This is a genomic window from Acidocella aluminiidurans, from assembly GCF_055383125.1.
The window spans coordinates 3,016,433-3,038,299 of the sequence record NZ_AP031589.1; the positions used below are offsets into that span (position 1 = coordinate 3,016,433).

Annotated in this window: 19 protein-coding genes; 11 read left to right on the plus strand and 8 right to left on the minus strand. The window is 66.0% G+C overall.

What is annotated here, in order from left to right:
- Nucleotide 1: 1 nt before the first annotated feature.
- The 3 genes from kdpA to ACZ46S_RS14865 all read right to left on the minus strand — a co-directional run bounded on the left by kdpA (nucleotide 2) and on the right by ACZ46S_RS14865 (nucleotide 2,623).
- The gene (gene kdpA / locus ACZ46S_RS14855; protein ID WP_464062374.1) at nucleotides 2-1,693 is read right to left on the minus strand and encodes a potassium-transporting ATPase subunit KdpA; all 1,692 of its coding nucleotides are present in this window, start codon (nucleotides 1,691-1,693) and stop codon (nucleotides 2-4) included.
- A 10-nt stretch (nucleotides 1,694-1,703) separates the two neighbouring features.
- On the minus strand, nucleotides 1,704-1,793 hold the full coding sequence (gene kdpF, locus ACZ46S_RS14860; RefSeq protein ID WP_081822134.1) for a K(+)-transporting ATPase subunit F: 90 nt from the start codon (nucleotides 1,791-1,793) through the stop codon (nucleotides 1,704-1,706).
- 287 nt (nucleotides 1,794-2,080) lie between these two features.
- Nucleotides 2,081-2,623 (minus strand): cytochrome b, encoded by a 543-nt coding sequence (locus tag ACZ46S_RS14865; RefSeq protein WP_464062375.1) that lies wholly within the window; start codon nucleotides 2,621-2,623, stop codon nucleotides 2,081-2,083.
- 185 nt (nucleotides 2,624-2,808) lie between these two features.
- On the opposite strand from ACZ46S_RS14865, the gene otsB reads away from it, so the two are divergent.
- From otsB to ACZ46S_RS14885, 4 genes are all read left to right on the plus strand, one after another.
- Complete coding sequence (gene otsB, locus ACZ46S_RS14870) at nucleotides 2,809-3,555, plus strand: trehalose-phosphatase (protein WP_295741662.1); 747 nt, start codon at nucleotides 2,809-2,811, stop codon at nucleotides 3,553-3,555.
- Complete coding sequence (locus ACZ46S_RS14875) at nucleotides 3,533-5,344, plus strand: glycoside hydrolase family 15 protein (protein ID WP_464062376.1); 1,812 nt, start codon at nucleotides 3,533-3,535, stop codon at nucleotides 5,342-5,344. Before otsB ends, ACZ46S_RS14875 begins: the two co-directional genes overlap by 23 nt.
- A complete protein-coding gene (locus ACZ46S_RS14880; protein WP_464062377.1) occupies nucleotides 5,329-6,696 on the plus strand; it encodes an alpha,alpha-trehalose-phosphate synthase (UDP-forming) in 1,368 nt (455 codons plus the stop codon). Before ACZ46S_RS14875 ends, ACZ46S_RS14880 begins: the two co-directional genes overlap by 16 nt.
- Before the next feature lie 244 nt (nucleotides 6,697-6,940).
- Complete coding sequence (locus ACZ46S_RS14885) at nucleotides 6,941-8,422, plus strand: helicase HerA domain-containing protein (RefSeq protein ID WP_464062378.1); 1,482 nt, start codon at nucleotides 6,941-6,943, stop codon at nucleotides 8,420-8,422.
- Between the two features lie 64 nt (nucleotides 8,423-8,486).
- Here the strand turns inward: ACZ46S_RS14885 and ACZ46S_RS14890 are convergent, their stop codons facing one another.
- The 3 genes from ACZ46S_RS14890 to ACZ46S_RS14900 form a co-directional block, all read right to left on the minus strand.
- Nucleotides 8,487-8,930 (minus strand): hypothetical protein, encoded by a 444-nt coding sequence (locus ACZ46S_RS14890; RefSeq protein WP_464062379.1) that lies wholly within the window; start codon nucleotides 8,928-8,930, stop codon nucleotides 8,487-8,489.
- Nucleotides 8,927-9,451 (minus strand): glycoside hydrolase family 73 protein, encoded by a 525-nt coding sequence (locus tag ACZ46S_RS14895; protein ID WP_464062380.1) that lies wholly within the window; start codon nucleotides 9,449-9,451, stop codon nucleotides 8,927-8,929. The genes ACZ46S_RS14890 and ACZ46S_RS14895 overlap by 4 nt, the downstream gene beginning before the upstream one ends.
- A gap of 130 nt (nucleotides 9,452-9,581) precedes the next feature.
- A complete protein-coding gene (locus ACZ46S_RS14900; RefSeq protein ID WP_464062381.1) occupies nucleotides 9,582-10,817 on the minus strand; it encodes a flavin monoamine oxidase family protein in 1,236 nt (411 codons plus the stop codon).
- Between the two features lie 97 nt (nucleotides 10,818-10,914).
- Here ACZ46S_RS14900 and ACZ46S_RS14905 point away from each other — a divergent pair, with 97 nt between their 5' ends.
- Nucleotides 10,915-11,820 carry a LysR family transcriptional regulator gene (locus ACZ46S_RS14905; RefSeq protein ID WP_464062382.1) on the plus strand — a complete coding sequence of 302 codons (906 nt, stop codon included), beginning with the start codon at nucleotides 10,915-10,917 and terminating at the stop codon, nucleotides 11,818-11,820.
- Between the two features lie 47 nt (nucleotides 11,821-11,867).
- A complete protein-coding gene (chrA, locus tag ACZ46S_RS14910; RefSeq protein WP_464062383.1) occupies nucleotides 11,868-13,067 on the plus strand; it encodes a chromate efflux transporter in 1,200 nt (399 codons plus the stop codon).
- 113 nt (nucleotides 13,068-13,180) lie between these two features.
- Here the strand turns inward: chrA and ACZ46S_RS14915 are convergent, their stop codons facing one another.
- The gene (locus ACZ46S_RS14915; RefSeq protein WP_464062384.1) at nucleotides 13,181-13,888 is read right to left on the minus strand and encodes an MgtC/SapB family protein; all 708 of its coding nucleotides are present in this window, start codon (nucleotides 13,886-13,888) and stop codon (nucleotides 13,181-13,183) included.
- A 178-nt stretch (nucleotides 13,889-14,066) separates the two neighbouring features.
- Between ACZ46S_RS14915 and ACZ46S_RS14920 the strand changes: the two genes are divergently transcribed.
- The 3 genes from ACZ46S_RS14920 to ACZ46S_RS14930 are packed head-to-tail and all read left to right on the plus strand — an operon-like array spanning nucleotide 14,067 to nucleotide 19,159.
- The gene (locus ACZ46S_RS14920) at nucleotides 14,067-16,289 is read left to right on the plus strand and encodes an ATP-binding protein (protein ID WP_464062385.1); all 2,223 of its coding nucleotides are present in this window, start codon (nucleotides 14,067-14,069) and stop codon (nucleotides 16,287-16,289) included.
- Nucleotides 16,282-16,737: a response regulator gene (locus ACZ46S_RS14925; RefSeq protein WP_295745259.1), complete on the plus strand. Its 456-nt coding sequence runs from the start codon at nucleotides 16,282-16,284 to the stop codon at nucleotides 16,735-16,737. The genes ACZ46S_RS14920 and ACZ46S_RS14925 overlap by 8 nt, the downstream gene beginning before the upstream one ends.
- The gene (locus ACZ46S_RS14930) at nucleotides 16,727-19,159 is read left to right on the plus strand and encodes a hybrid sensor histidine kinase/response regulator (RefSeq protein WP_464062386.1); all 2,433 of its coding nucleotides are present in this window, start codon (nucleotides 16,727-16,729) and stop codon (nucleotides 19,157-19,159) included. The genes ACZ46S_RS14925 and ACZ46S_RS14930 overlap by 11 nt, the downstream gene beginning before the upstream one ends.
- 30 nt (nucleotides 19,160-19,189) lie before the next feature.
- Here the strand turns inward: ACZ46S_RS14930 and ACZ46S_RS14935 are convergent, their stop codons facing one another.
- Nucleotides 19,190-20,434, minus strand: coding sequence for an ammonium transporter (locus tag ACZ46S_RS14935; protein WP_464062387.1), 1,245 nt, complete (start codon nucleotides 20,432-20,434; stop codon nucleotides 19,190-19,192).
- A 198-nt stretch (nucleotides 20,435-20,632) separates the two neighbouring features.
- Between ACZ46S_RS14935 and ACZ46S_RS14940 the strand changes: the two genes are divergently transcribed.
- Together ACZ46S_RS14940 and dmeF are read left to right on the plus strand one after the other, a co-directional pair.
- Complete coding sequence (locus ACZ46S_RS14940; RefSeq protein WP_464062388.1) at nucleotides 20,633-20,911, plus strand: metal/formaldehyde-sensitive transcriptional repressor; 279 nt, start codon at nucleotides 20,633-20,635, stop codon at nucleotides 20,909-20,911.
- Complete coding sequence (gene dmeF / locus ACZ46S_RS14945; RefSeq protein ID WP_464062389.1) at nucleotides 20,908-21,846, plus strand: CDF family Co(II)/Ni(II) efflux transporter DmeF; 939 nt, start codon at nucleotides 20,908-20,910, stop codon at nucleotides 21,844-21,846. The genes ACZ46S_RS14940 and dmeF overlap by 4 nt, the downstream gene beginning before the upstream one ends.
- Nucleotides 21,847-21,867 lie beyond the last annotated feature (21 nt).

A 21,867-nucleotide genomic window follows, 5' to 3' on the forward strand; every position in this document is an offset into this window, starting at 1 on the left:
GTCAGAAAATCTTTCCAGCTTGCAGGAGCACATGTTCGGCGAGCGGGCCCAGCGTATCGGCCGGCAGGAATTGCAGACCGCCCAGGATGATGATGACGCCGATCAGCAGCCCGATGAAAAGCGGGCCGGTGGTGGGGAAGGTGCCGGCACTGGCGGCCAGGCGGGGCTTGGCGGCGAGCGAACCGGCGATGGCCAGAACCGGGATCATGAAGGCGAAGCGCCCGAACAGCATCGCCGCGCCCAGCCCGTAATCCAATAGCGGCGTGTCGGCGGAGAGGCCGGCGAAGGCGCTGCCATTATTCTCGGTGGCCGAGGTCCAGCCATAAAGCATCTCGGTCAGCCCATGCGGCCCGGCATTGGCCAAGGAGGCCAGCCCGGATTTGGTGACCAGCGAGAAGCCGGCCCCGGCCAGGATGAACAAAGTGAGGATCAGCACGCCCAGCATGGCGAGCTTGATTTCCTTCGCCTGCACCTTCTTGCCGAGATATTCCGGCGTGCGCCCGACCATCAGCCCGGCGATGAAGACCGAGAATAGCGCGAAGACGATGATGGTATAGAAGCCCGAACCGACGCCGCCGGGTGTCACCTCGCCCAGCTGCATCAGAAATAGCGGCACGGCGCCGCCCAAAGGCGTGTAGCTGTCGGTGAAACTGTCCACCGCGCCGGTCGAGGTGCCGGTGGCGGAGACGTTGAAGGTGGTGCTGGGGGCGATGCCGAAGCGCACCTCCTTGCCTTCCCAATTGCCGCCCGGCGCCACCCCGGCGGCGATTTGCAACGGGTTGCCATGCGCCTCCGCCGCGTAGGCGCCGACGCAGCCCAAAGCCAGGATGATCGCCATCGCCGCCATCAGCGCGCGCCCCTGCGCCTTATCCTTCACCATATGGCCAAAGGCGATGGGCAGGGCGAAGCCGATCACCAGCAGCAGCCAGTTTTCCAGAAGATTGGTCCAGCCATTGGGGTTTTCGAACGGATGCGCGGAATTGGCGTTGAAGAAGCCGCCGCCATTGGTGCCCAGCTCCTTGATCGCCTCCTGCAGCGCCACCGGGCCGATGGCGATGGTCTGCGTTCCGCCCTGCAGCGTGTGCGCGGCGATGAAGCCACCGAAACTTTGCGGCACGCCGGCCAGCACCAGCAGCACCGCCGCGATCAAAGCGCCGGGCAGCAGCAGATAAAGGGTGATGCGGGTGAGATCGACATAGAAATTCCCGAGCCGCGCCGCGCTGCCGGTGAAAGCGCGCATCACCGCGGCGGCGGCGGCGATGCCGGCGGCGGCGGAGATGAACATATGCACCGCCAGCCCATAGGCCTGCGCACCGTCGGAGATCTGCGCTTCGGGCGCATAGGCCTGCCAGTTGGTGTTGGTGGCGAAGCTGGCGGCGGTGTTGAAGGCCAGGCGCGGCGACATGCCGGCGATATGTTGCGGGTTCATCGGCAGATAGAATTGCAGCCGCAAAATCGCATAGAGCAAGGCGAAATGGATGACGCTGAGCAGCAGCAGCGCCATTGCGTAGCTTTGCCAACCCATGGCGCGGCTTTCATCCACCCCGGCGAGCCGGTAAACCCCAAGCTCGAGCGGGCGCAGAAACCGCACCCGCCCTTCAAAAATCGCTGCCAGATAGCGCCCGAGCGGAAAGGCCGCGCCGAGCACGAGCGCAAAGACCAGCGCGATATACGCGAAGCCCTGAATTGTCATGGGAATTCTCTCAGAAATCTTCAGGGCGCAGCATCGCCCAGACCAGATAAACCAGCAGCACGGCGCAGATGGCGCCACCCAGAACCTGGTCCAGCATCATACGTGCTCGCAGGCGGGAACATAAAGGATCAACAACGCGAAAATCGCCGCGCCGAAGATGATGGTGACGAGATCGCCCATTACGGCCTCCTATGGAAGCCTCCGGTGTAGGCGGACAAACATAAAGCCGCGATGCGGAAGGCATCGCGGCGCCATAAAGAGCGTATAAAGATTTTAGGGAGGCTCAGGGCCTATTCCGCTCATCTTGGCGCGCGGAACACGCTCTCGCTTTTTGTCTGAGCGCGCAAGTTTATCCGATCAGACGATTCCGTTTGATCGGATGGTGCGCTAGCCGCGCGGCAGCATGCGGCGCATCACCCCGTCCTTCAGCACGTAATGATGCAGCAAGGCCGCCAGCGCATGCAGCCCGGCGAGGATGATGATCGTCCAGGCGACATAATCATGGATCTGGTCGACGAAATGTCCCGTTGCCCTGGAAAAATCGCCGAAGGGCGAAGGGATCGGCAGGCCGAAGAAGCTCAAGGGCTGGTTATCCGTCCAGCGTGTGGCGAAGCCGAGCAGGATTTCCGCGCCCAGCAGCAGATAAAGCAGATGGTGCAGCCCGCGCGCGCCGCGATTGAGCAGATCCTTGCCATCGTCGAAATGGGTGTGGCCGGGGCGGGTGCGCCAGACCAGCCGCAGCACGAACACCGCCGTGAGCAGCAGCCCGAAGGACATATGCAGCACGATCATCAGATGATGGTTCGGTTTGGAGAAGAAGTCCCAGAATTCCGCCAGCAGGAAGTTCACCACAACCAACAGGGCGGTGAGCCAGTGCAAAGCGATGGTCAGCCCGTCATGGCGGCTGCCGGGCTTATCAATCGATATCATATCGGACATGTTTTGGCCTTATGGCTGTAATTCGGATCGCGTGACCGTTCTGGGGGAGGGGGTGTGGCAGAAATCGGGCCAAAATGGCAAGCCGGACATCGGCATTCCGCCACAAATGGCTGATGTTACGGGATCTTCATGTCTTGGTTAGGATATGGCAGCATTTCCGTGGCCATATCGGTCGCATGCGCCACCAGAACTCTCCGCCCGAATTGGCACAGGATTGCGCCCTGTTCCTCGATATTGACGGAACGCTTCTCAACTTCTCCGTGGATCCGTTGGGTGTGGAGGTGCCGCCCGCGCTGCCGCCGCTGCTGCGCGGGCTGGCGGGCTGGCTGGATGGGGCGCTGGCTTTGCTCTCCGGCCGCCGTCTGGCGGATATCGACCAGCTGCTCGGGGAAGGCTTCGCCGCCGGGGCGGAGCATGGCGCCGTGCTGCGCGCCGGGGATGGGGCGATCATCGCCGAGGCGCGGCCGGACCCCGCCTTGCAGGCGCTGCGCGCGCCGCTGGCCGAGGCGGTGGGGCGCCATCCCGGCACGCTGCTGGAGGAAAAACGCTTCGGGCTGGTGCTGCATTGGCGCGCCGCCCCGCAGGCGCAGGAGGCGCTGACCAGCCTGGGCCAGGCGCTGGCCGCGCCGCATCCCGGGCTGGTGCTGATGCCGGCGCACGCCGCCCTGGAAATCCGCCAACGCGGCACGGATAAGGGCGCGGCGCTGGAGCGCTTCATGGCGCTGCCGCCTTATGCGGGGCGCCGGCCGGTGTTCATCGGCGATGATGTGACGGACGAGCCGGCCATCGCCCGCGCCCGCGAGATGGGCGGGCGGGGGTTGCATGTCGCCCGCGATTTCGGCGGCAAGGTCGAGGCGGTGCGCGCCTGGCTGGCCGCCAGCCTGGAAAAAGGGAGGATGGATGTCGCTACGCTCCAATCTTGACCTCGCCGTCATCGGCAATGGCGCCATCGCCTCGCTGGTGGACCGCGAGGGCCGGCATGTCTGGTGCTGCTGGCCGCGGCTGGATGGCGACCCGGTCTTTCACGCCCTGCTCGGCGGCCCCGCCGAGCAAGGGGAAATGCATGTCGAGCTGGTCGGCCAGGTTGAGGCGACGCAGACTTATCTGCCCAATACCGCGATTCTGGAGACGATCCTGCGCGACGATCAGGGCAATGCGCTGCGGGTGCTGGATTTCTGCCCGCGCTTTCGGCTTTATGGGCGGGTTTTCCATCCCTACATGCTCATGCGCCGGCTGGAGCCGCTCTCCGGGCGGCCGCGGGTGAAGCTGCGCATCAAGCCGGGCTTCGCCTATGGCGCGGAGCATCCCAAGCCGGGGATTGGCAGCAATCATCTGCGGTTTGTCGGCCCGGAATTCGCCCTGCGGGTGACCACGGATCTGCCGATCTCGCATATCGTGCATGAGCAGCCCCTCACGCTGGGCCGGCCGGGCACGCTGGTGCTGAGCGTGGATGAGCCGCTGAACCAGGCGCCGGAGCAGTTGGCCACGCATTTCCTGGCCGAAACCCGTGCCTATTGGGAGGAATGGGTGGCCAGCCTGAACGTGCCGTTCGACTGGCAGGAGGCGGTGATCCGCGCCGCGATCACGCTGAAGCTCTGCTCCTATGACGATACTGGCGGCATCGTCGCCGCCCTCACCACCTCGCTGCCCGAGGCGCAGGGCTCCGGGCGCAACTGGGATTACCGCTTCTGCTGGCTGCGTGATTCGATGTTCACCATCGCCGCCCTCAACCAGCTCTCGGCGACGCGCACGATGGAGACCTATCTCGGCTTTGTGCTGGATACCGTCACCAGTGCCGGCCCGCGTGAGCTGCCGCCGCTCTTTCCCATCGCGCCGGGAATGAAGCTGGATGAATATGTCGCTGAGGCGCTGAGCGGCTATGGCGAGGGCAATCTGCCGGTGCGGGTCGGCAATGGCGCCGCCGGGCAGCGCCAGAACGATGCCTATGGCTCGATCATCATGAGCCTCGCCCAGCTCTTCTTCGACCGCCGGCTGCGGGTGCGCGGCGATGAGGCGCTCTACCGCCAGCTTTGCGAGCTGGGCGACATCGCCGAGCGCGTGGCGCTGGAGGCGGATGCCGGGCCGTGGGAATTTCGCGGCATGGCCCGCGTGCACAGCTTCTCCGCCGCGATGTGCTGGGCGGCACTCTCGCGCCTGGCGATGATCGCCTCGACCTTGGGGCTGGAGGCGGAGGCGGTGCAATGGACGCTGCGCGCGCAGAGCCTGCGTGCCGAGATCATGCGCCGGGTGGTGACCAAGGAGGGCTGGATCTCCGGCGCGCTGGACCAGGAGGTGGCGGACGCCTCGGTGCTGGTGCTGCCCGATATCGGCTTCATCGACGCGAAATCCCCGGAATTCGCGGCGACGCTGGATATGGTTGAGCGCCGGCTGATGCATGGCGGTTTCGTGATGCGCTATGACGACCCGGATGATTTCGGCCTGCCGGAAACCGCCTTTCTGCTCTGCAGCTTCTGGCATGTCAGCGCTCTGGCGCTGGCCGGGCGGCGGGCTAAGGCGTTGGAGCTGTTCGAGCGGATTCTGGCGGCGCGCAACCATGTCGGGCTGCTGGCCGAGGATGTCGCCCCGGCGCAGGATGGCACGCCCAGCCGGCTCTGGGGCAATTTTCCGCAAACCTATTCCCATGTGGGCTTGATCCTCAGCGCGATGCGTCTCTCGCGCGGCTGGGAGGAGGGGCTATGGCGCGCCTCGTAATCGTCTCCAATCGCGTCCCGGATGTCTCGGACGGCGCCGCCCCGCGCGCCGGCGGCCTGGCGGTGGGGCTGGCCGATGCGCTGGTGCCGGGCTCGGTCTGGTTCGGCTGGTCGGGCAAATGCATAGACACGCGCTCCCATGATGTAACCCGCGCCGAGGCCGAGGGGGTGACCTACGCCACCATCGATCTGGCGGAGGCGGATCATCGCGCCTTCTATCTCGGCTTTTCCAACGCCACGCTCTGGCCGCTTTTTCACATGATGCCGAGCTTCGTCACCTTCGATTCCGCCGAGTACAAGGCCTATCGCGAGGTGAATGAGCAGTTCGCGGAAGCCTTGATGGCGCTGCTGCGGCCGGACGATCTGATCTGGATCCACGACTATCAGCTGCTCGGCGTGGCGGCGGATCTGCGCCGGCGCGGGGTGCGCAACCGCATCGGCTTCTTCCTGCATATCCCCTTCCCGGCGCCGGCGATATTGGAGCTGCTGCCCTGTGCGGAGGAATTGCTCAGCGGCATGCTGGCGCATGACGTGATCGGCTTTCATACGCCCCCTGACCGGGCGCGGTTTCTCGAGGCGATGGCGGCGCATGGTTACCAGGTGCAGGGCGATGATGTGCTGCATGAGGGGCGGCGCATCCGCGTCGTGGTCACGCCGATCGGCATCGATGTGGAGGGCTTCTCGCGCCTCGCCGGGCGCGCGATCCGCCGGGTGGAGGCCAAGCGCGTGGTGGAAAGCCTGAACGGGCGCACGCTGATGATCAGCGCCGACCGGCTGGACTACACCAAGGGCCTGCCGGCGCGCTTCGACGCCTATCGGCGCTTCCTCGGCAGCTATCCCGAGCATCGGCGCAGGATCAGCTTCCTGCAGGTCGCCGCCCCCTCGCGCGAGGAGGTGGAGAAATATAAATCGCTGCGCGATGAGCTGGCCTACAAGGCCGGCGCCATCAATGGCGCGTTCTCGGATTTCGACTGGGTGCCGCTGCGCTACATGACCCGCGCGGCCGGGCGCGGCCTGTTGGCGGGGATGTTCCGGATCTCGCATATCGGGCTGGTCACACCTTTGCGGGACGGCATGAATCTGGTGGCGATGGAATATATCGCCGCACAGGACGGGGCGGACCCGGGTGTGCTGATCCTCTCGCGCTTCGCCGGGGCGGCCTCGCTGCTGCCCGAGGCGCTGCTGGTCAACCCGTATGATATCGACGCGATGGCGGCGGCGATGGATCGGGCGATGAGCATGAGCCTGGAGGAGCGCCAGGAGCGGCACGAGGCGCTGCTGGACCATATCCGCACCCATAATGCCAGCGCCTTCAGCCGTAACTTCGTCGCCGCGCTGAATCGGTTCAGCTGAGCTTCGGTTATAAAAGTTTTTGAGGGTGTAGGAACTTTTTTTAAAAAGTTCCCACGAAGGTTCGTGCGGTGACGACGGCGTTGCCTGCGGCCAGCCGTTTTTGCCGCTTTTTTGAAAAAAAAGCGGCACCAAAAAACTTTTGAAAATTTTTCAAAAGGTTGTTCTCACGGATTTGCCTTAGCCTCGACGCGCTCCGCCGCGGTTGATAAGCCCTCCCGGCGATGCAGGGCTTTGGACTCGGGATATGACGGTAGCGATTGAGATGGGGCAGGGGCCCGGCGGGGTTGCGGCCGCCATGGATCTGGAGGAGCTGCTCGCCACCCGCCTGCTGGTGCAGGGCAATTCCGGGTCCGGCAAGTCCCATTTGCTGCGCCGGCTGCTGGAGCAGAGCGCGCCCTGGGTGCAGCAGGCGATCATCGACCCGGAAGGCGATTTCGTCACTTTGGCCGAGGCCTTCGGCCATCTCGTCATCGATGCCGAGGCGCATAGCGAGCAGGGGCTGCAGCTGGCCGGCGAGCGGGCGCGGATGCACCGCGTCTCCACCGTGCTGAACCTGGAAGGTCTGGACGCGGAGAACCAGATGCGCCGCGCCGCCGCCTTTCTCGGCGGCATGTTCGAGGTGCCGCGCGACCATTGGTACCCGGTGCTGGTGGTGGTGGACGAGGCCCAGCTTTTTGCCCCGGCGGCGGCGGGCGAGGTTTCGGACGAGGCCCGCAAGCTCTCGCTCGGGGCGATGACCAATCTGATGTGCCGCGGGCGCAAGCGTGGGCTGGCCGGCGTCATCGCCACCCAGCGCCTGGCCAAGCTGGCCAAGAATGTCGCCGCCGAGGCCTCCAACTTCCTGATGGGCCGCACCTTCCTGGATATCGACATGGCGCGCGCGGCGGATCTGCTGGGCATGGAGCGCCGCCAGGCGGAAGCCTTCCGGGACCTGGAGCGCGGGCATTTCATGGCGCTCGGCCCGGCTTTGTCGCGCCGGCCGCTCTCGATTCGCATCGGCGCGACGGACACCGCCCCGCGCACCTCCACCCCGCGCCTGACCCCGCTGCCGGGGGCAGCTTTGGAGGATGCGCATGCGGTGATTCTGGCGGCCCCCCCGCCGGATGCCCCGCGCCCGGTGCGCCGCGCCCCGGCCCCGCCGCCGCCCGACCTGATCAGCCAGCTAATGGAAGCCGCCCCGGCGGTGCAGGAGCGCGCCGAGGAAGAGGCCGCGCCGCCCAGCCCCGAGGAGCTCGCCGCCCGCCGCGCCCGGCTGGATAAAATCCTTGCCGCCATCCTCGCCGACCCGGAGGCGGGGTTTCGCACCGTCGGCGTGCTGTATCAGGATTTTCTGGTCCGCTGCCGGATCGAGGGCATGGGCAATGGCGCGCCGGACATGAGCGCCTTCCGCCGCATGCTCACGCGCGCCCGTGCCGGCATCTCCGCCGAGATGGCGCAGGAGGAGGTGTGGCAGGACGTGACCGCCCGCGCCGCAATGCTGCCGGAGGATATGCAGGGCATCTATATGATGATCGCCCGCGCCGCGAAGGACGGCGCGCCTTGCCCCTCGGACGCCGCCATCGCCCGCGCCTACGGCACCCGCTCCATGGGCCGCGCGCGCCGGCTGCTCACCTACATGGAGGAGCAGGGGCTGATCGTCTGCCAGCAGGACGGGGCGGGGCGGAGAATTGTGACGCTGGTGGAACTGGCCTGGGCGACGGCGGCGGGGGATCCGAACGGGGAGTAGGGGCGGTCGTTCGAGCCTGGCGTGGTCTTGTCATTGTCCCTCACGTCAAGCCAATCGTCAGGTCCTAAGATCCAGAGCCATATTGCTCCATGTCGATCTCAAGACTGTGTGAGGGCGGGGTTTTGCGTACAATTACAGTGATCGCTTCATTAAAGCTTTCATCCACCATCGCGTAGGACCACCAGCCGTTAGCTTTTGCAATCTCGGCGTCGAGTTTGTTGTAGAATGCGTCTGTTCCGGGCGAGGCGGGGTCGTATTTGAGCTGGACCGTGAAAATAGGGAAGCGTCCATTATTGCAGAGTTCCAGTTTTTTTAGAACCACTCCGTTTTTTTCCAGAACATGACGCACGGGGTGATGCCAGAGGGTTAAATCCAGGCGCTTACAATCATGCGCCGTTTTTGTGTAAAGATCAGTCTCTGACAGCGTCGGGAATGATTGGGCCGCACTGGCCGAGGCCATGGCGGTGAAGGCGAAGAGAGGTAGGGCGAGGCGTTGGAGGGACGTCAAATCTTTAGGCTCCGTAGCGGGTAGGTCGCATCCAATGCGGCCAATTGATGAACACGGATAATGGTTTTTAGTTTTTTCGCGTATGAAGGGTCTGTTGCATAGCCGGCCGCCGCTAGTGCGTCGATGAACTGTAGGGGTTGATCCGAAAACGCGAAGCAGGCGGCATATAGTTTCGTTGTTGCTAGGAATCGGCCATAATCTTCAGCTGCGTCAGCGAGACTCGTATAGGCACGAAATATACCGATAACAGATTGTAGCTTGCCATCTTCATATTCGTGGGTACCGAATTTGACTGAGAGTCCGCTGGGGCTTTTGCCTTTGATGCCGAAATAGGCGTTGCCTTTAACTGTCCGGCCCCAGTTTGACTCTAAAGCGCCTTGCGCGATGAGGACAGCCATGGGAACTTTCCATTTGCGTTTGACCTCCCGGGCAATGGGGGTGAGCGTTTTAATAAATGCGCTGATGTAGGGTGGGTCCACATGCAGCTTTTGTTCTGGCCTGAAATGATGGTGGCGATGCATGGCTGCGCAGAAACCTTTCGATAATATAAGGATTTATGCGCAGCTTGTGGTTGAAATCAAGTCCCCGTCATCCGGATCGGCTCAAGCCGTTCCAACTGTCATCTTTGACCAACGGTTCCGGTGGGATGACTTACCCCACCCTTGCCATCACCCCCAGCACCTCCTGCGCCGCCCGTACCCCGCTCTCATATGCGCCGTGCGCGGTGGAAAAATCCGTCGCATGTGTCGCTTCGCCGGCGAAGAACAGCCGGTTCTCGAATGGCCGCGCCAGCGCCGCGCGGGCGTTGCGTTGGCCGGGGCGGGCGTAGGAGTAGGAGCCGCCGATATGGGTGGTGCGGGTCCAGTCGGTGGTGATCAGCGGGCGCAGCTGGCGGCGCACATCAGCACCCAGCAGTTTCGCCAGCCCGTCCAGCGCCGCCGCGTAGGCGGCAACCGGGCCTTCGCGGGTGATGATCTCGGCGCTGTCATTGCCGAGATAGCATTCGATGGTCGGCAAACCCATAGGCCGGATGCCGTAACTCATCGCTTTCACATCCCGCGGGTCGGCGAGCAGATGGCTGCGCGGCTCGAACGCCTCTGGCTCCAGCAGCTCGAAAATCACCTTCTCGTCATGGCCGAGCGGCAGTTGCGCGGCGGCCTCCCGCCAGGCGGAGGCTGCTGCCGGCAGCTTGATCCGCCCGTCCGCCAGCATCGTTGTGGAACAGGTGAGGATGGCGGCGCGCGCGCGCAGCGTGCCGCCCGGCGTGGTCAGCGCCACGCCCGCGGCGGTGAGGGAAATCTCCTGAACAGGCGTGGAGAGTTTCAAATCCACCCCGGCCGGAAAATGCGAGCTGATCAGCGCGCCATAGCCGCCTTGCATGCGCCAGTTCTCGTCGGTGGAGGCCTCTTCATAGGCGGCGTAATCGGCGGCGGATATGTCCTCCAGCCGGCCGCCGCTGATGAAGCCGACGATGGTGCGGATATAATCATTCCATTCCCCGCCCGGCTCCAGCGCGCCGGCGGCGACATCATCCGCCGGCGGGGTGTCGAGCAGGCGCTGGGACCAGGCATCGAAGGCTTCGCTCGCTGCATCCTGCTCGGCTGGGGTGAAGCCGAGATCGCGATATTGCCGGCGCCAGGCGGCGGGGCGGCGATAGATCTCCACCCCGGCGGCCTCGGCCAGACGCGTCCAGACATTGCGGCTGGCCGAATGCAGCCAGGCGCAGCCCATATCCAGCTTCAGCCCGGCCAGATCCAGCGTCCAGCCGCGCCCGCCCAGGCGCGGCGCGGCTTCGATCAGCATCACCTTGCGTCCTTGCCCGGCCAGATGCCGCGCCGCGCCGATGCCGGCGGCGCCGCCGCCGATGATGGCGATGTCGATCTCCATGGCTTCACACTCCGTTTTCTGAAGCTGTGATATCGCGCCCCGCGCCGTTAGGTTAATAGGGTAGAATTGAAAGACGCTATTTGGAATTTGAGGTATAATGCGCGGCAGTGAATTCGCCCGGCTGCGGGCTTTCGTGACGGTGGTGGAGGAGCAGAATTTCGCCCGCGCCGCCACAAGGCTGCGCATCGCCGCGCCGACGCTGAGCCAGATGATCCGCGAGCTGGAGGAGGTGCTGGGGGTGCGGCTGCTCAACCGCACCACCCGCAGCCTCTCGCTCACCGCCGCCGGCACCAGGCTGCTGGCGCGCTTCAAGCCGGCGATGGTGGAGATGCAGGCAGCGCTTGAGGATGTCGCCAGCCTGCGGGATATGCCGGCCGGGCTGGTGAAGCTGCACACCCCGGCCCAGCCTTGCGCCGCCTTCATCGAGCCGTTGCTGGGGGCGTTTCATGCGGCTTATCCGGACATCGTGCTGGACATCACCGTGGATGACGCGGTCACCAACATCGTCGAGGCGGGGTTCGATGTCGGCATCCGCATCGGCGAGCTGCTGGAGCAGGACATGGTGGCGCTGCGGCTGTGCGGGGATATGCGCCAGATCGCCGCCGCTTCGCCAGGATATCTGGACAAGTTCGGGGCGCCGCAGACGCCGGGGGATCTGCTCGGCCATCGCTGCATCAATATCCGCCCGCCCGGCCGGGCGGGGATTTATAACTGGGAATTCGGGCAGAATGGGCGCTGGTTCGCGGTGGCGGTGGGCGGGCCGTTGATCGTCTCGCACCGGGAGGTGGCGTTGCGGGCGGCGCTGCAGGGTGTGGGCATCGCCTTCATGTCGGAGCAGCTTCTGCGCCCGCATATCGATGCCGGGCGGCTGGTCGGGTTGTTGCAGGATTACGCGCCGCCTTTTCCCGGCTGGCATCTCTATTATCCCAGCCAGCGCGATCTGCCGGGGGCGGTGCGGGCCTTCGTGGAGTTCTGCCGCGCCCATGCGATGGTTGAAGGATGACGCTTTGATGACGCGCTGGCCTGAACCGGGTGCGGGCTGTTAGGAGCGTGGCCGATCAGGGGGGCGCCATGGCGGAGAGCAAGGGCAGCGCGCTGGAGGTGTTGCGGATTTTCCTGCGGCTGGGCTGCAGCTGCTTTGGCGGGCCGGTGGCGCATATCGGCTATTTCCGCACCGAATTCGTGAGCAAGCGCGGCTGGCTGGCGGAGCGTGATTATGCCGAGCTGGTCGGGCTGTGCCAGTTCCTGCCCGGCCCGGCGAGCAGCCAGGTGGGCTTTGCCATCGGGCTGCTGCGCGCCGGGAAGCTGGGGGCGCTGGCGGCCTGGGTTGGGTTCACGCTGCCTTCGGCGCTGCTGCTGGTCGCGTTCGCTTACGGGGCCGGGCATCTGGACGGGGCGCTGGGGCAGGGGCTGTTGCATGGGTTGAAGCTGGTGGCGGTGGCGATCGTCGCGCAGGCAGTCTGGGGCATGGCGAAATCCTTCTGCCCGGATGCCCGGCGCGCCGGCATCGCGCTGGGTTGCGGGCTGTTGATCCTCAGCGCGCAGAACGGGGCGATGCAGCTGGTGGTGATCGCGCTGGGGGCATTCGCCGGGCTGTTGCTCTGTCGCGGTGCGGCCTCTCTGCCGGCGGCGATGCTGCCAATGCCGGTGTCGCGCCGGGCCGGGCTGGCGGCGCTGGGGCTGTTCTTCCTGTTGCTGCTGGGGCTGCCGATGCTGGCCTGGGTGCCGTCGATGGCGGTGATGGCGGCCTTCTACCATGCCGGCGCGCTGGTGTTTGGCGGTGGCCACGTGGTGCTGCCGCTGCTGCGCGATGCGGTGGTGGCGCCGGGCTGGGTGAGTTCAAGCGCCTTCCTGGCCGGCTATGGCGCGGCGCAGGCGGTGCCCGGCCCGCTCTTCACGTTCGCCGCCTATCTCGGCACGCTGGCGGCCCCCTTGCCGGGGGCGGCCGGTGCAGCCTTGGCGCTGATCGGGATCTTCCTGCCGGGGATGCTGATTTTGCTGGCCGCACTCCCCTTCTGGGCGGCTTTGCGCCGGCGGCCCGGCGCGCAGGCGGCGATGCGCGGGGTGAATGCCGCTGTGGTCGGGCTGCTGGCCGCTTCGCTCTACCCGGTCTGGACCAGCGCGGTGCTGCGCCCGGCCGATGCGCTGCTGGCGCTGGGGCTGTTTCTGCTGCTGATGGTTGCCAAGCTGCCGCCGCTGGCGGTGGTGGGGCTTGGCGCGCTGGGCGGGATGGGGCTGATATTTATCTAGAGCATCAAGCTTTTAGCTTGATGCTCTAGACTTTGTTTTAGCGAGCAATTTCATGTGTTTATTTTGACGCTAGCGCGTCAAAATAAACACATATTGCTCTAGATATCCGGGACCTATTCGAACCCCGCCTCCTCCTCCAGCCGCGCCACCTCCCGCACCCCCTCGATATCGCCAAGCGCCACCAGCAGATGTGAAAGCGGCCGCTTGCCGCGCACCAGCAAAGCGAGTGTCACCTCTCCGGGGGCGCGCTCCTCCTCGCGGTCCAACGCCACCCGGTCCACGGAAAAGCGCAGCTGGGTGCAGGTGACCAGCACCGTCCGCAACAGCCCCCGCCCATCCTGATAACGCAGCTTGATCTCGCTCTGCTGGCGGGCATGGCGTGGCAGCTGCCGGGCCAGGCGCGGCAGCCCCAGCATGACGATGAAATAGCCGGCCAGCGTTGCCAGGGACAGCGCCACCAGCCCGGCGCCACAGGCCATGCCCAGCGCGGCGGTGAACCAGATCGAGGCCGCCGTGGTCAGGCCGCGCACGGCGTTGCGCTGGGTGAAGATCACCCCGCCGCCGATAAAGCCGATGCCCGAGACCACCTGGGCTGCCACCCGCGACGGATCCAGCACGACCTTGTAGGGCGCCAGCACATTATCGAAGCCGTGCTTGGAGACGATCATGAACAAGGCCGCGGCGACGCCGACCAGCGCATGGGTGCGCAAGCCGGCACTTTTTTGCCGGATCTCGCGCTCGGTGCCGATCAGCGCGGAAAATAGAAAGGCCAGCGACAATTCGCCGATCTGCAGCCAGTTTGGATTGAAACCATGCAGCATCAATGATGCCTCCCGCAGCCCTGCCTGAGCGGCACGCTGCCAAAACATGAAAACGAGGTCAGGCTCCTTGCATTACAAGCCTCTCGATGGTTCAGTTTGGGGTGATGGGGGAGATGCCTATGCCGATTGAACATGCGGGGCAGCAGGCGCCGGCCAAACTGGCAAGCGGGTTTGCGGGATGAGCGCGCTGCCTTATCGCGCCGCCCTGGAGGCTTGCGCCGCCGAGCCGATCCGCATCCCCGGGGCCATCCAGCCCCATGGCGCGCTGATCTGTTTCGATCCGCAGACCCTCGCCCTGCGCCAGATGAGCCGCAATGCAGCGGCGATGCTGGGGGTTGAGCTGGCGCCTGGTCCGCTGCCAGCCGGGCTTTCAGGGTTGCAGGCGCCGCTGCGCGCCTGGCTGGAGAGCGGCGATATCGTGTTCCTGAAAGTGCTGGAGGTCGCCGGGCGGCGCTGGCAGCTGCAAGGGCATCTCACCCCGCAAGGCGCGCTGCTGGAATTCGAGCCGCCGCCGCAGCCGGATGAGGAGGCGCTGGAAAGCCTCTATCCCCGGCTCAGCGCCTTCATGGCGGATCTCAGCGCCTCGGCGGATCTGGCCGGGGTGGCGCGCGCCGCGGTGCGCGAAATCCACGCGCTGACCCGCTTCAACCGCGTGCTGCTCTATAGTTTCGATGAAACCGGCGACGGCACCGTGCTGGCCGAGGCCAATGACGGCGTGCTGCCCAGCTATCAGGGTTTGCGTTTTCCCGCCTCCGACATTCCCGAACAGGCCCGGGCTTTGTACCGGCTCAGCCGCATCCGGTTGATCCCGGCGGTGGATTATACCCCCTGCCCGATCGAGCCGGTGAACAGCCCGGTGGACCAGGCGCCGCTGGACCTCTCCCGGGCCGGCTTGCGCAGCGTCTCGCCGGTGCATCTGGAATATATGCGCAATATGGGCACCGGCGCCTCGATGTCGGTCTCCATCCTGGTGAATGGGGCGCTATGGGGGTTGATCTCGGCGCATAACGCGGCGCCGCGCATGGTCAATCCGCAGATCCGCAATGCCTGCGATATTCTCGGCCAGGTGCTGTCGATGCATATCGAGACCCGGTTGCAGGCCGGGCTGGCGGCGGAGCGGCTGGCGCTTTCGGCGGTCGAGCAGAGCCTGCTGGCGGGGCTGGCGGAGGCTTCCAGCCTGCAGGCGGGGCTGGCCGTGCATGCGGCGGCGTTGCTGGCCATGCTGCGCGCGCAGGGTGCTGCGACCATCATCCAGGGCAAGGTCTGGATGACCGGACAGACCCCGGATGAGGCGGCGATCAAAGCCTTTGCGGCCGATCTGCAGGCCGCAGGGGAAGAACAGTTCGCGACCGACAGCCTGGCCCAGCGCTGGCCGCAGGCGGCGGGCTTCGGCGCCCAGGCCAGCGGCATGCTGGCGATCTCCACCTCTCAGGTGCATGCGGATTACGTGTTCTGGTTCCGCCCGGAGCTGGTGCGCACCGTGGAATGGAGCGGCAATCCGGTGAAGGCGGCGGAGCCGGTTTCCGGCCGGCTGCATCCGCGCCAATCCTTCGAGCTGTGGAAGGAGCGGGTGGAGCTGCGCAGCGCCCCTTGGCGCCCGGCCGAGATTGAAACCGCGATCTCCTTTCGCAACGCCATCCAGACTTTGGTGCTGCGCCGGGCGGAGGAGCGGGCCGAGCTGACCGATATGCTGGAGCGCTCCAACCGCGAGCTGGAGGCGTTTTCCTACTCCATTTCGCATGATCTGCGCGCCCCGTTCCGGCATATTGTCGGCTTCGCCGAGCTGCTGTCCGACCGTGAGCGCTCGCTGGATGAGCGCTCGCGCCATTATATCGGCACCATCAAGGAGGCGGCGGTCTCGGCCGGGCGGCTGGTGGATGATCTGCTGGCTTTCTCCCAGCTCGGCCGCAGCCAGCTCCATAAAACCCGGGTCGATATGGCGAAGCTGGTGCAGGAGGCGCGGCGGTTGCTGCAATCGGAGCTGGCCGGGCGGGAGGTGGCGTGGCAGATCGAGCCGCTGCCAGATGGCTGGGGCGATGCCACCATGCTGCGGCAGGTCTGGCAGAATCTGCTGCAGAACGCGATCAAATATACCCGCGGCCGGGAGATGACGCGGATTTCAGTTGGCGGTACGGCGCAAGGCGGCAAAATCCGCTACTGGGTGGAGGATAATGGCGTCGGGTTCGAGATGGCCTATGCCGGCAAGCTGTTTGGGGTGTTCCAGCGGCTGCACCGGATTGAGGAGTTTGAGGGCACCGGCATCGGGCTGGCGCTGGTGAAACGGATTGTCGAGCGCCATGGCGGCGCGGTCGAGGCGCACGGTGAGCCAGGCAAGGGCGCGCGCTTCAGTTTCGTGCTACCCGAGGCCGGGCATGACAAAAGGAAGACGATAAGTGGCTGATTTACGACCTATTTTGTTGGTCGAGGACAATCCGAGGGACCTGGAGCTGACGCTGGCGGCGCTGGCCAAATGCCAGCTCGCCAACGAGATCGTGGTGGCGCGGGACGGGGCGGAGGCGCTGGATTATCTCTATGCGCGCGGCGCCCACGAAAACCGCGTGCCGGGTGACCCGGCGGTGGTGCTGCTGGATCTGAAGCTGCCGAAGGTGGATGGGCTGGAGGTGCTGGAGAAGGTCAAATCCGACCCGATGCAGCGCCAGATTCCGGTGGTGATGCTGACCTCCTCGCGTGAGGAGCGCGACCTTTTGCGCAGCTATGAGCTGGGGGTGAATGCCTTCGTGGTGAAGCCGGTGGATTTCAACGCGTTTTTCGAGGCGATCCAGGATCTCGGCATGTTCTGGGCGATTTTGAACGAGCCGCCGCCGGGTGCGAGGTCCAATGGCCTCTGAGGCGCCGGTTCGGGTTCTGCTGCTGGAGGATAGCCAGGTCGATGCCGAGCTGGTGGCGGCGCATCTGCGCAAGGCGGAGCTGGAGGCGGAGATTACCTGCGTCGCCACCCAGGCGGATTTTCGCGCGGCGCTGAAGCGCGATACGCATGATGTGGTGCTGGCGGATTATTCGCTGCCGGATTTCGACGGGTTGAGCGCGCTGGCCATTGCCCAGGAGCTGCGCCCGCATCTGCCTTTCGTCTTTGTCTCGGGCGTGGTGGGGGAGGAATTCGCCACCAATGCGCTGAAGCTGGGGGCGCTGGATTATGTGCTGAAGCGCAATCTCTCGCGCGTCGCCCCGGCGGTGCGCCGGGCGCTGGACCAGGCGCGCGAGCGCGGCGAGCGCCGGGACGCGCTGGCGGCGCTGGAGCGCAGCGAGATGAATGCCCGCCTCGCCGCCGAGGCGGCGAAGCTGGGCTTGTGGGAATATGCCCCTGAGAGCGAGACGCTGCGCTGGGACGACACAGCGCGCTGGATTTTCGGCGCCGGCCCGCAGGATGAGCTGAGCCTCGACTTCCTGCGGGCGCGCTGCCACGAGGAAGATGGCGCGGCCTTGTTCGCGGCGCTGCGCGCGGCGCTGGAGGGGCAATCCGGCAAGGCCGCGCGGGTGCAGCAGGATATCCGCATCACCCTGCCCGGCGGCGCCTTGCGCTGGGTGGCGGTGCATGGCCAGGCTTTTGCCGATCCGGCCCGCAGCCTGCGGCTGGTGGGGGTGGTGCGCGACATTACCGAGGAGCGCCACGCCCAGGAGATTATGCGCGCCGAGGCGCAGGAGCTGGAACGCCAGGTGGCGATCCGCACCGCCGAGCGCGACCGGATTTGGCGGCTCAGCGACGAATTATTCGCCGTGGTCGATCTGGGGGGGCGCATCCGCCGCGCCAACCCGGCCTGGGAGAGCCTGCTTGGCTATCAGGAAGGCCGGCTGGATGGCTGCCTGCTGAGCCTGCTGCTGCATCCGGAGGATCGCGACGGGCTGGCGGAGGTGCTGCAGGAGCTGCGCGATGGCCGCAAACCGCCGCGCCGGGAGGACCGATTCAGCCACCAGAATGGCGGCTGGCGCTGGATTTCCTGGGGGGCTGTGGCGGAGGAGGGGGCGGTCTATCTCGCCGGGCGGGATGTCACCGCCGAGCGCGAGGCGCGTATCGCCTTGGCCGAGCGCAATGCCGAGCTGGCGGCGCAGATCGAGGAGCGCCAGCGGGTGGAGGAGACGCTGCGGCAGATGCAGCGGCTGGAGGCGGTGGGCCAGCTTACCTCCGGCGTGGCGCATGATTTCAACAATCTGCTCACCGTGATTCTCGGCAATATCGGCTTCGCCGAACGGCGGCTGAAAACCGCCGGGGACGATAAATTCCTGCAGCGTCTGCAGACCATGCGCAGTGCGGCGGAGCGCGGCGCCTCGCTGACCGCGCAGCTGCTCGCCTTCTCGCGCCGGCAGCGTCTGGAGCCGAAGGCGGTGGATCTGAACGAGACGGTTCAGGGCATGCGCGAGCTGCTGCAAAGCACGATGGGCGGCTCCATCCGCATCGAGACGAATCTGCGCCCGGATTTGTGGAGCGCGCTGGTCGACCCGACCCAGATCGAGCTGATTATTCTGAATCTCGCGATCAATGCCCGCGATGCGATGGAGGTCGGCGGCACGCTGACGCTGGAGACGGCGAATGTCAGCCGCACCGGCCCGCGCCAGCGCCCGGAGGAGCCGCCGCCGGGGGATTATGTGATGCTTTCGGTGCGCGATACCGGCACCGGCATGAGCCCTGAGGTGCTGGCCAAGGCGTTCGAGCCGTTCTTTACCACCAAGGAGGTGGGCAAGGGCTCCGGGCTGGGGCTGGCGCAGGTTTATGGCTTCGCCGCGCAGTCCGGCGGCGGGGTGAATATCGAGACGCGGGTTGGGGTTGGCACCACCATCTCGGTATTCCTGCCACGCACGCAGACGGCGCAGGATGCCGGGCCGGACGCGGCGGCGCATGCCCCGGTGCCGGCGCCGCAGGCCGGGCAGACGGTGCTGGTGGTGGATGACGATCCACAGGTGCGGGAGGTGACCAGTACGGTTCTGGGCGAGGCCGGCTACCGGCTGACGGAGGCCGCCAGCGGCGCCGAAGCGTTGGCGATTTTGCGGACGACGCAGCGTGTGGATCTGCTGGTGGCGGATTTCGCGATGCCGGGGATGAGCGGGGTGGAGCTGGCGCGCGAGGGCCAGGCCTTGCGGCCGGGGCTGAAGGTGCTGTTCGTCACCGGCTATGTCGATCTCACCTCGCTGGATGGGGTGGGCGAGGCGCAGATCATCCGCAAGCCCTTCCAGGAGGAGGAACTGCGGGCCAAGGTTTCCGAGCTGCTGCGCGCGCCGCCGCGCGGCAACGTGATTCGGTTCACGCGCTCGGGCTGAGGCGGCGCGGAATTTTGGGGCGGTTCTGGGTCAGAAGATCTGCTCGCCATGCAGAACCACATCCAGCCCCTCGCGCTCTTCCTCGCGGCTGACGCGCAGCCCGACCAGCAGATCCGTGAGTTTCAGCAGCACCCAGCTGACCGCGGCGCAGTACAGAATGGTCACGCCGACGCCAAGCGCCTGCACGCCCAGCAGGTGCAGCCCGCCGATGGCCGCGTTGTTGGAGAGCGGCCCGAAGGCGAACCAGCCGGTGGCGAGCGTGCCGATGATGCCGGCAATGCCGTGCACGCCAAACGCATCCAGGCTGTCATCATAGTCGAATTGATGTTTCAGCTCGGTCGCGGTCCAGAAACACACCGCCCCGGCGACAAGCCCGATCAGCAGGGCCGGGCCGGGCAGCACATAGCCGCTGGCCGGGGTGATCGCGACCAGTCCGGCCACCGCCCCGGAGATCGCTCCCAGCACCGAGGGCTTGCCGCGCAGCGCCCATTCCACCCCGGCCCAGGCCAGGGTGGCGCCGGCGGCGGCCATCTGGGTGGCCAGCACGGCCATGCCGGCGCGCGGGTTGGCCCCCATCGCGCCGCCGGAATTGAAGCCCATCCAGCCAACCCAGAGCAGCGAAGCGCCGATGACCGCGTAGCTGAGATTCCACGGCGCCATGTTCTCCTGGCCATAGCCCAGCCGCTTGCCGAGCATCAGCGCGCAAACCAGCCCGGTGACGCCGCAATTGATCTCCACCACCGTGCCGCCGGCGAAATCCGCCAGGCCAAGCCGCGCCAGCCAGCCATTCGGCGACCACACCCAATGCGCCAGCGGCGCATAAACCAAGAGCGACCAGAAGGTGAAAAACACCAGCAGGGCTGAAAATTTCATCCGGTCGGCGCAGGCGCCGGTGACCACCGCCGGGGTGATGATGGCAAAGCTCATCTGGAACATCACGAAGACGCTCTCAGGAATGCCCGTGTGCACCGCGAAGGGCGTGCCGGCGGCGATGGTGAAGGGCTTGTCCCAGCCATTGGCGAGGCCGGCCAGCAACAGGCGCGAGCCATCGCCGATCCAGCCATTGCCGGGGGCGAAGGCCAGGGAGTAGCCGGCCAGCATCCAGAGCACGCTGACCAGCGCGCACAGCATGAAGGATTGCATCATCGTGGCCAGCACGTTCTTCTTGCGGACCATGCCGGCATAAAACAGCGCCAATCCCGGCACCGTCATCAGCAGGACCAGCACCGTGCACATCAAAACCCAGGCGATGTCGCCTGGTTGCAAACTCTGCATCTTTTTTCTTTTGCCTCTGGCGTCAACGGCCCGTTCGCGGACCTTGCGGCTGCGTTATCCCGCGCGCCGCCGCCCGTCAACGCGGTGGCGGCAGCGGGTTTGGCCGGCCGCCTGTCGCCCGGCGCGCAGGGGAGAAGGATGAGGCCGCCCGCCACCCGTGGCGTTGAATAGGGTAGGGGGGTATGTTATGGCACCCGGATGACGCATACGGTGAAAGACAAGCAGCGCCTGCTGGCGCGGGTGCGGCGCATCCGCGGCCAGGTCGAGGCGATCGAGCGGGCGCTGGAGAGCGAGGCGGGCTGCGAGACGGTGATGCATCTGATCGCCGCGATGCGCGGCGCCACCGCCGGGCTGATGGCGGTGGTGGTGGAGGACCATGTGCAGAACCACCTGGTCGATGCGGCCGCCCATCCCGGCGCGCTGGACCGCGACGCGGCGGCGCAGCTTCTGGAAATCGTGAGGACATATCTGAAATGAGCGAGAGCAACAGCCTGGCGCATGAGCATGTGTTTCTGGGCGCGGACCATGCCAATAGCGAACGCCGCACCTGGTGGGTGATCGCGCTGTGCGGCGCGATGATGCTGCTAGAGATTGTCGGCGGCTGGCTGTTCGGCTCGCTGGCGCTGGTGGCGGATGGGCTGCATATGAGCACCCATGCCGGGGCGCTGCTGCTGGCGGCCCTGGCTTATCGCTATGCCAGGCGCCATGCCCGCGATCCGCGCTTTTCCTTTGGCACCGGCAAGCTCGGCGATCTCGCCGGCTTCACCAGCGCCATCATCCTGGCGATGATCGCGCTGTTGATCTTCTACGAGGCGGTGGGCCGGTTTTTTTCTCCGGTGCCGATCGATTTCGCGCAGGCCCTGCCGATCGCCGGGCTGGGGCTGATGGTGAATATCGCCAGCGCCTGGCTGCTCTCCGGCGGGCATCATCACCATCATGGCCATGGTCACGGCCATGATCATGACCACGATCATCACCACCATGCCGGGCGGGACAATAATATGCGCGCCGCCCTGGTGCATGTGGCGGCGGATGCCGCCGTCTCGCTGGCGGTGATTATCGGGCTGCTGCTGGCGCGCGCCTTTGGCTGGGTGTGGATGGACCCGCTGGTCGGCGTGCTGGGGGCAGTGGTGATCCTCAGCTGGTCCTATGGGCTGGTGCGCGATACCGGCGCCATTCTGCTCGACATGATCCCGGACCAGAAGATGGAGCGCGCCATTCGCGGCATCGTCAACCGTGCCGGGGACGAGGTGCTGGATCTGCATCTCTGGCGGCTGGGGCCGGGGCATCTGGGGGCGATCTTGTCGGTTGCCAGCGGCGCGGGGCGGGATGAGGATTTCTACCGCGCCCGGCTGGAGGGCTTTGAGGGGCTTTCGCACATCACCATCGAGATCCGCCAGCGCCGGATTTGAAACCGGCGCGCCCTGGCGGCA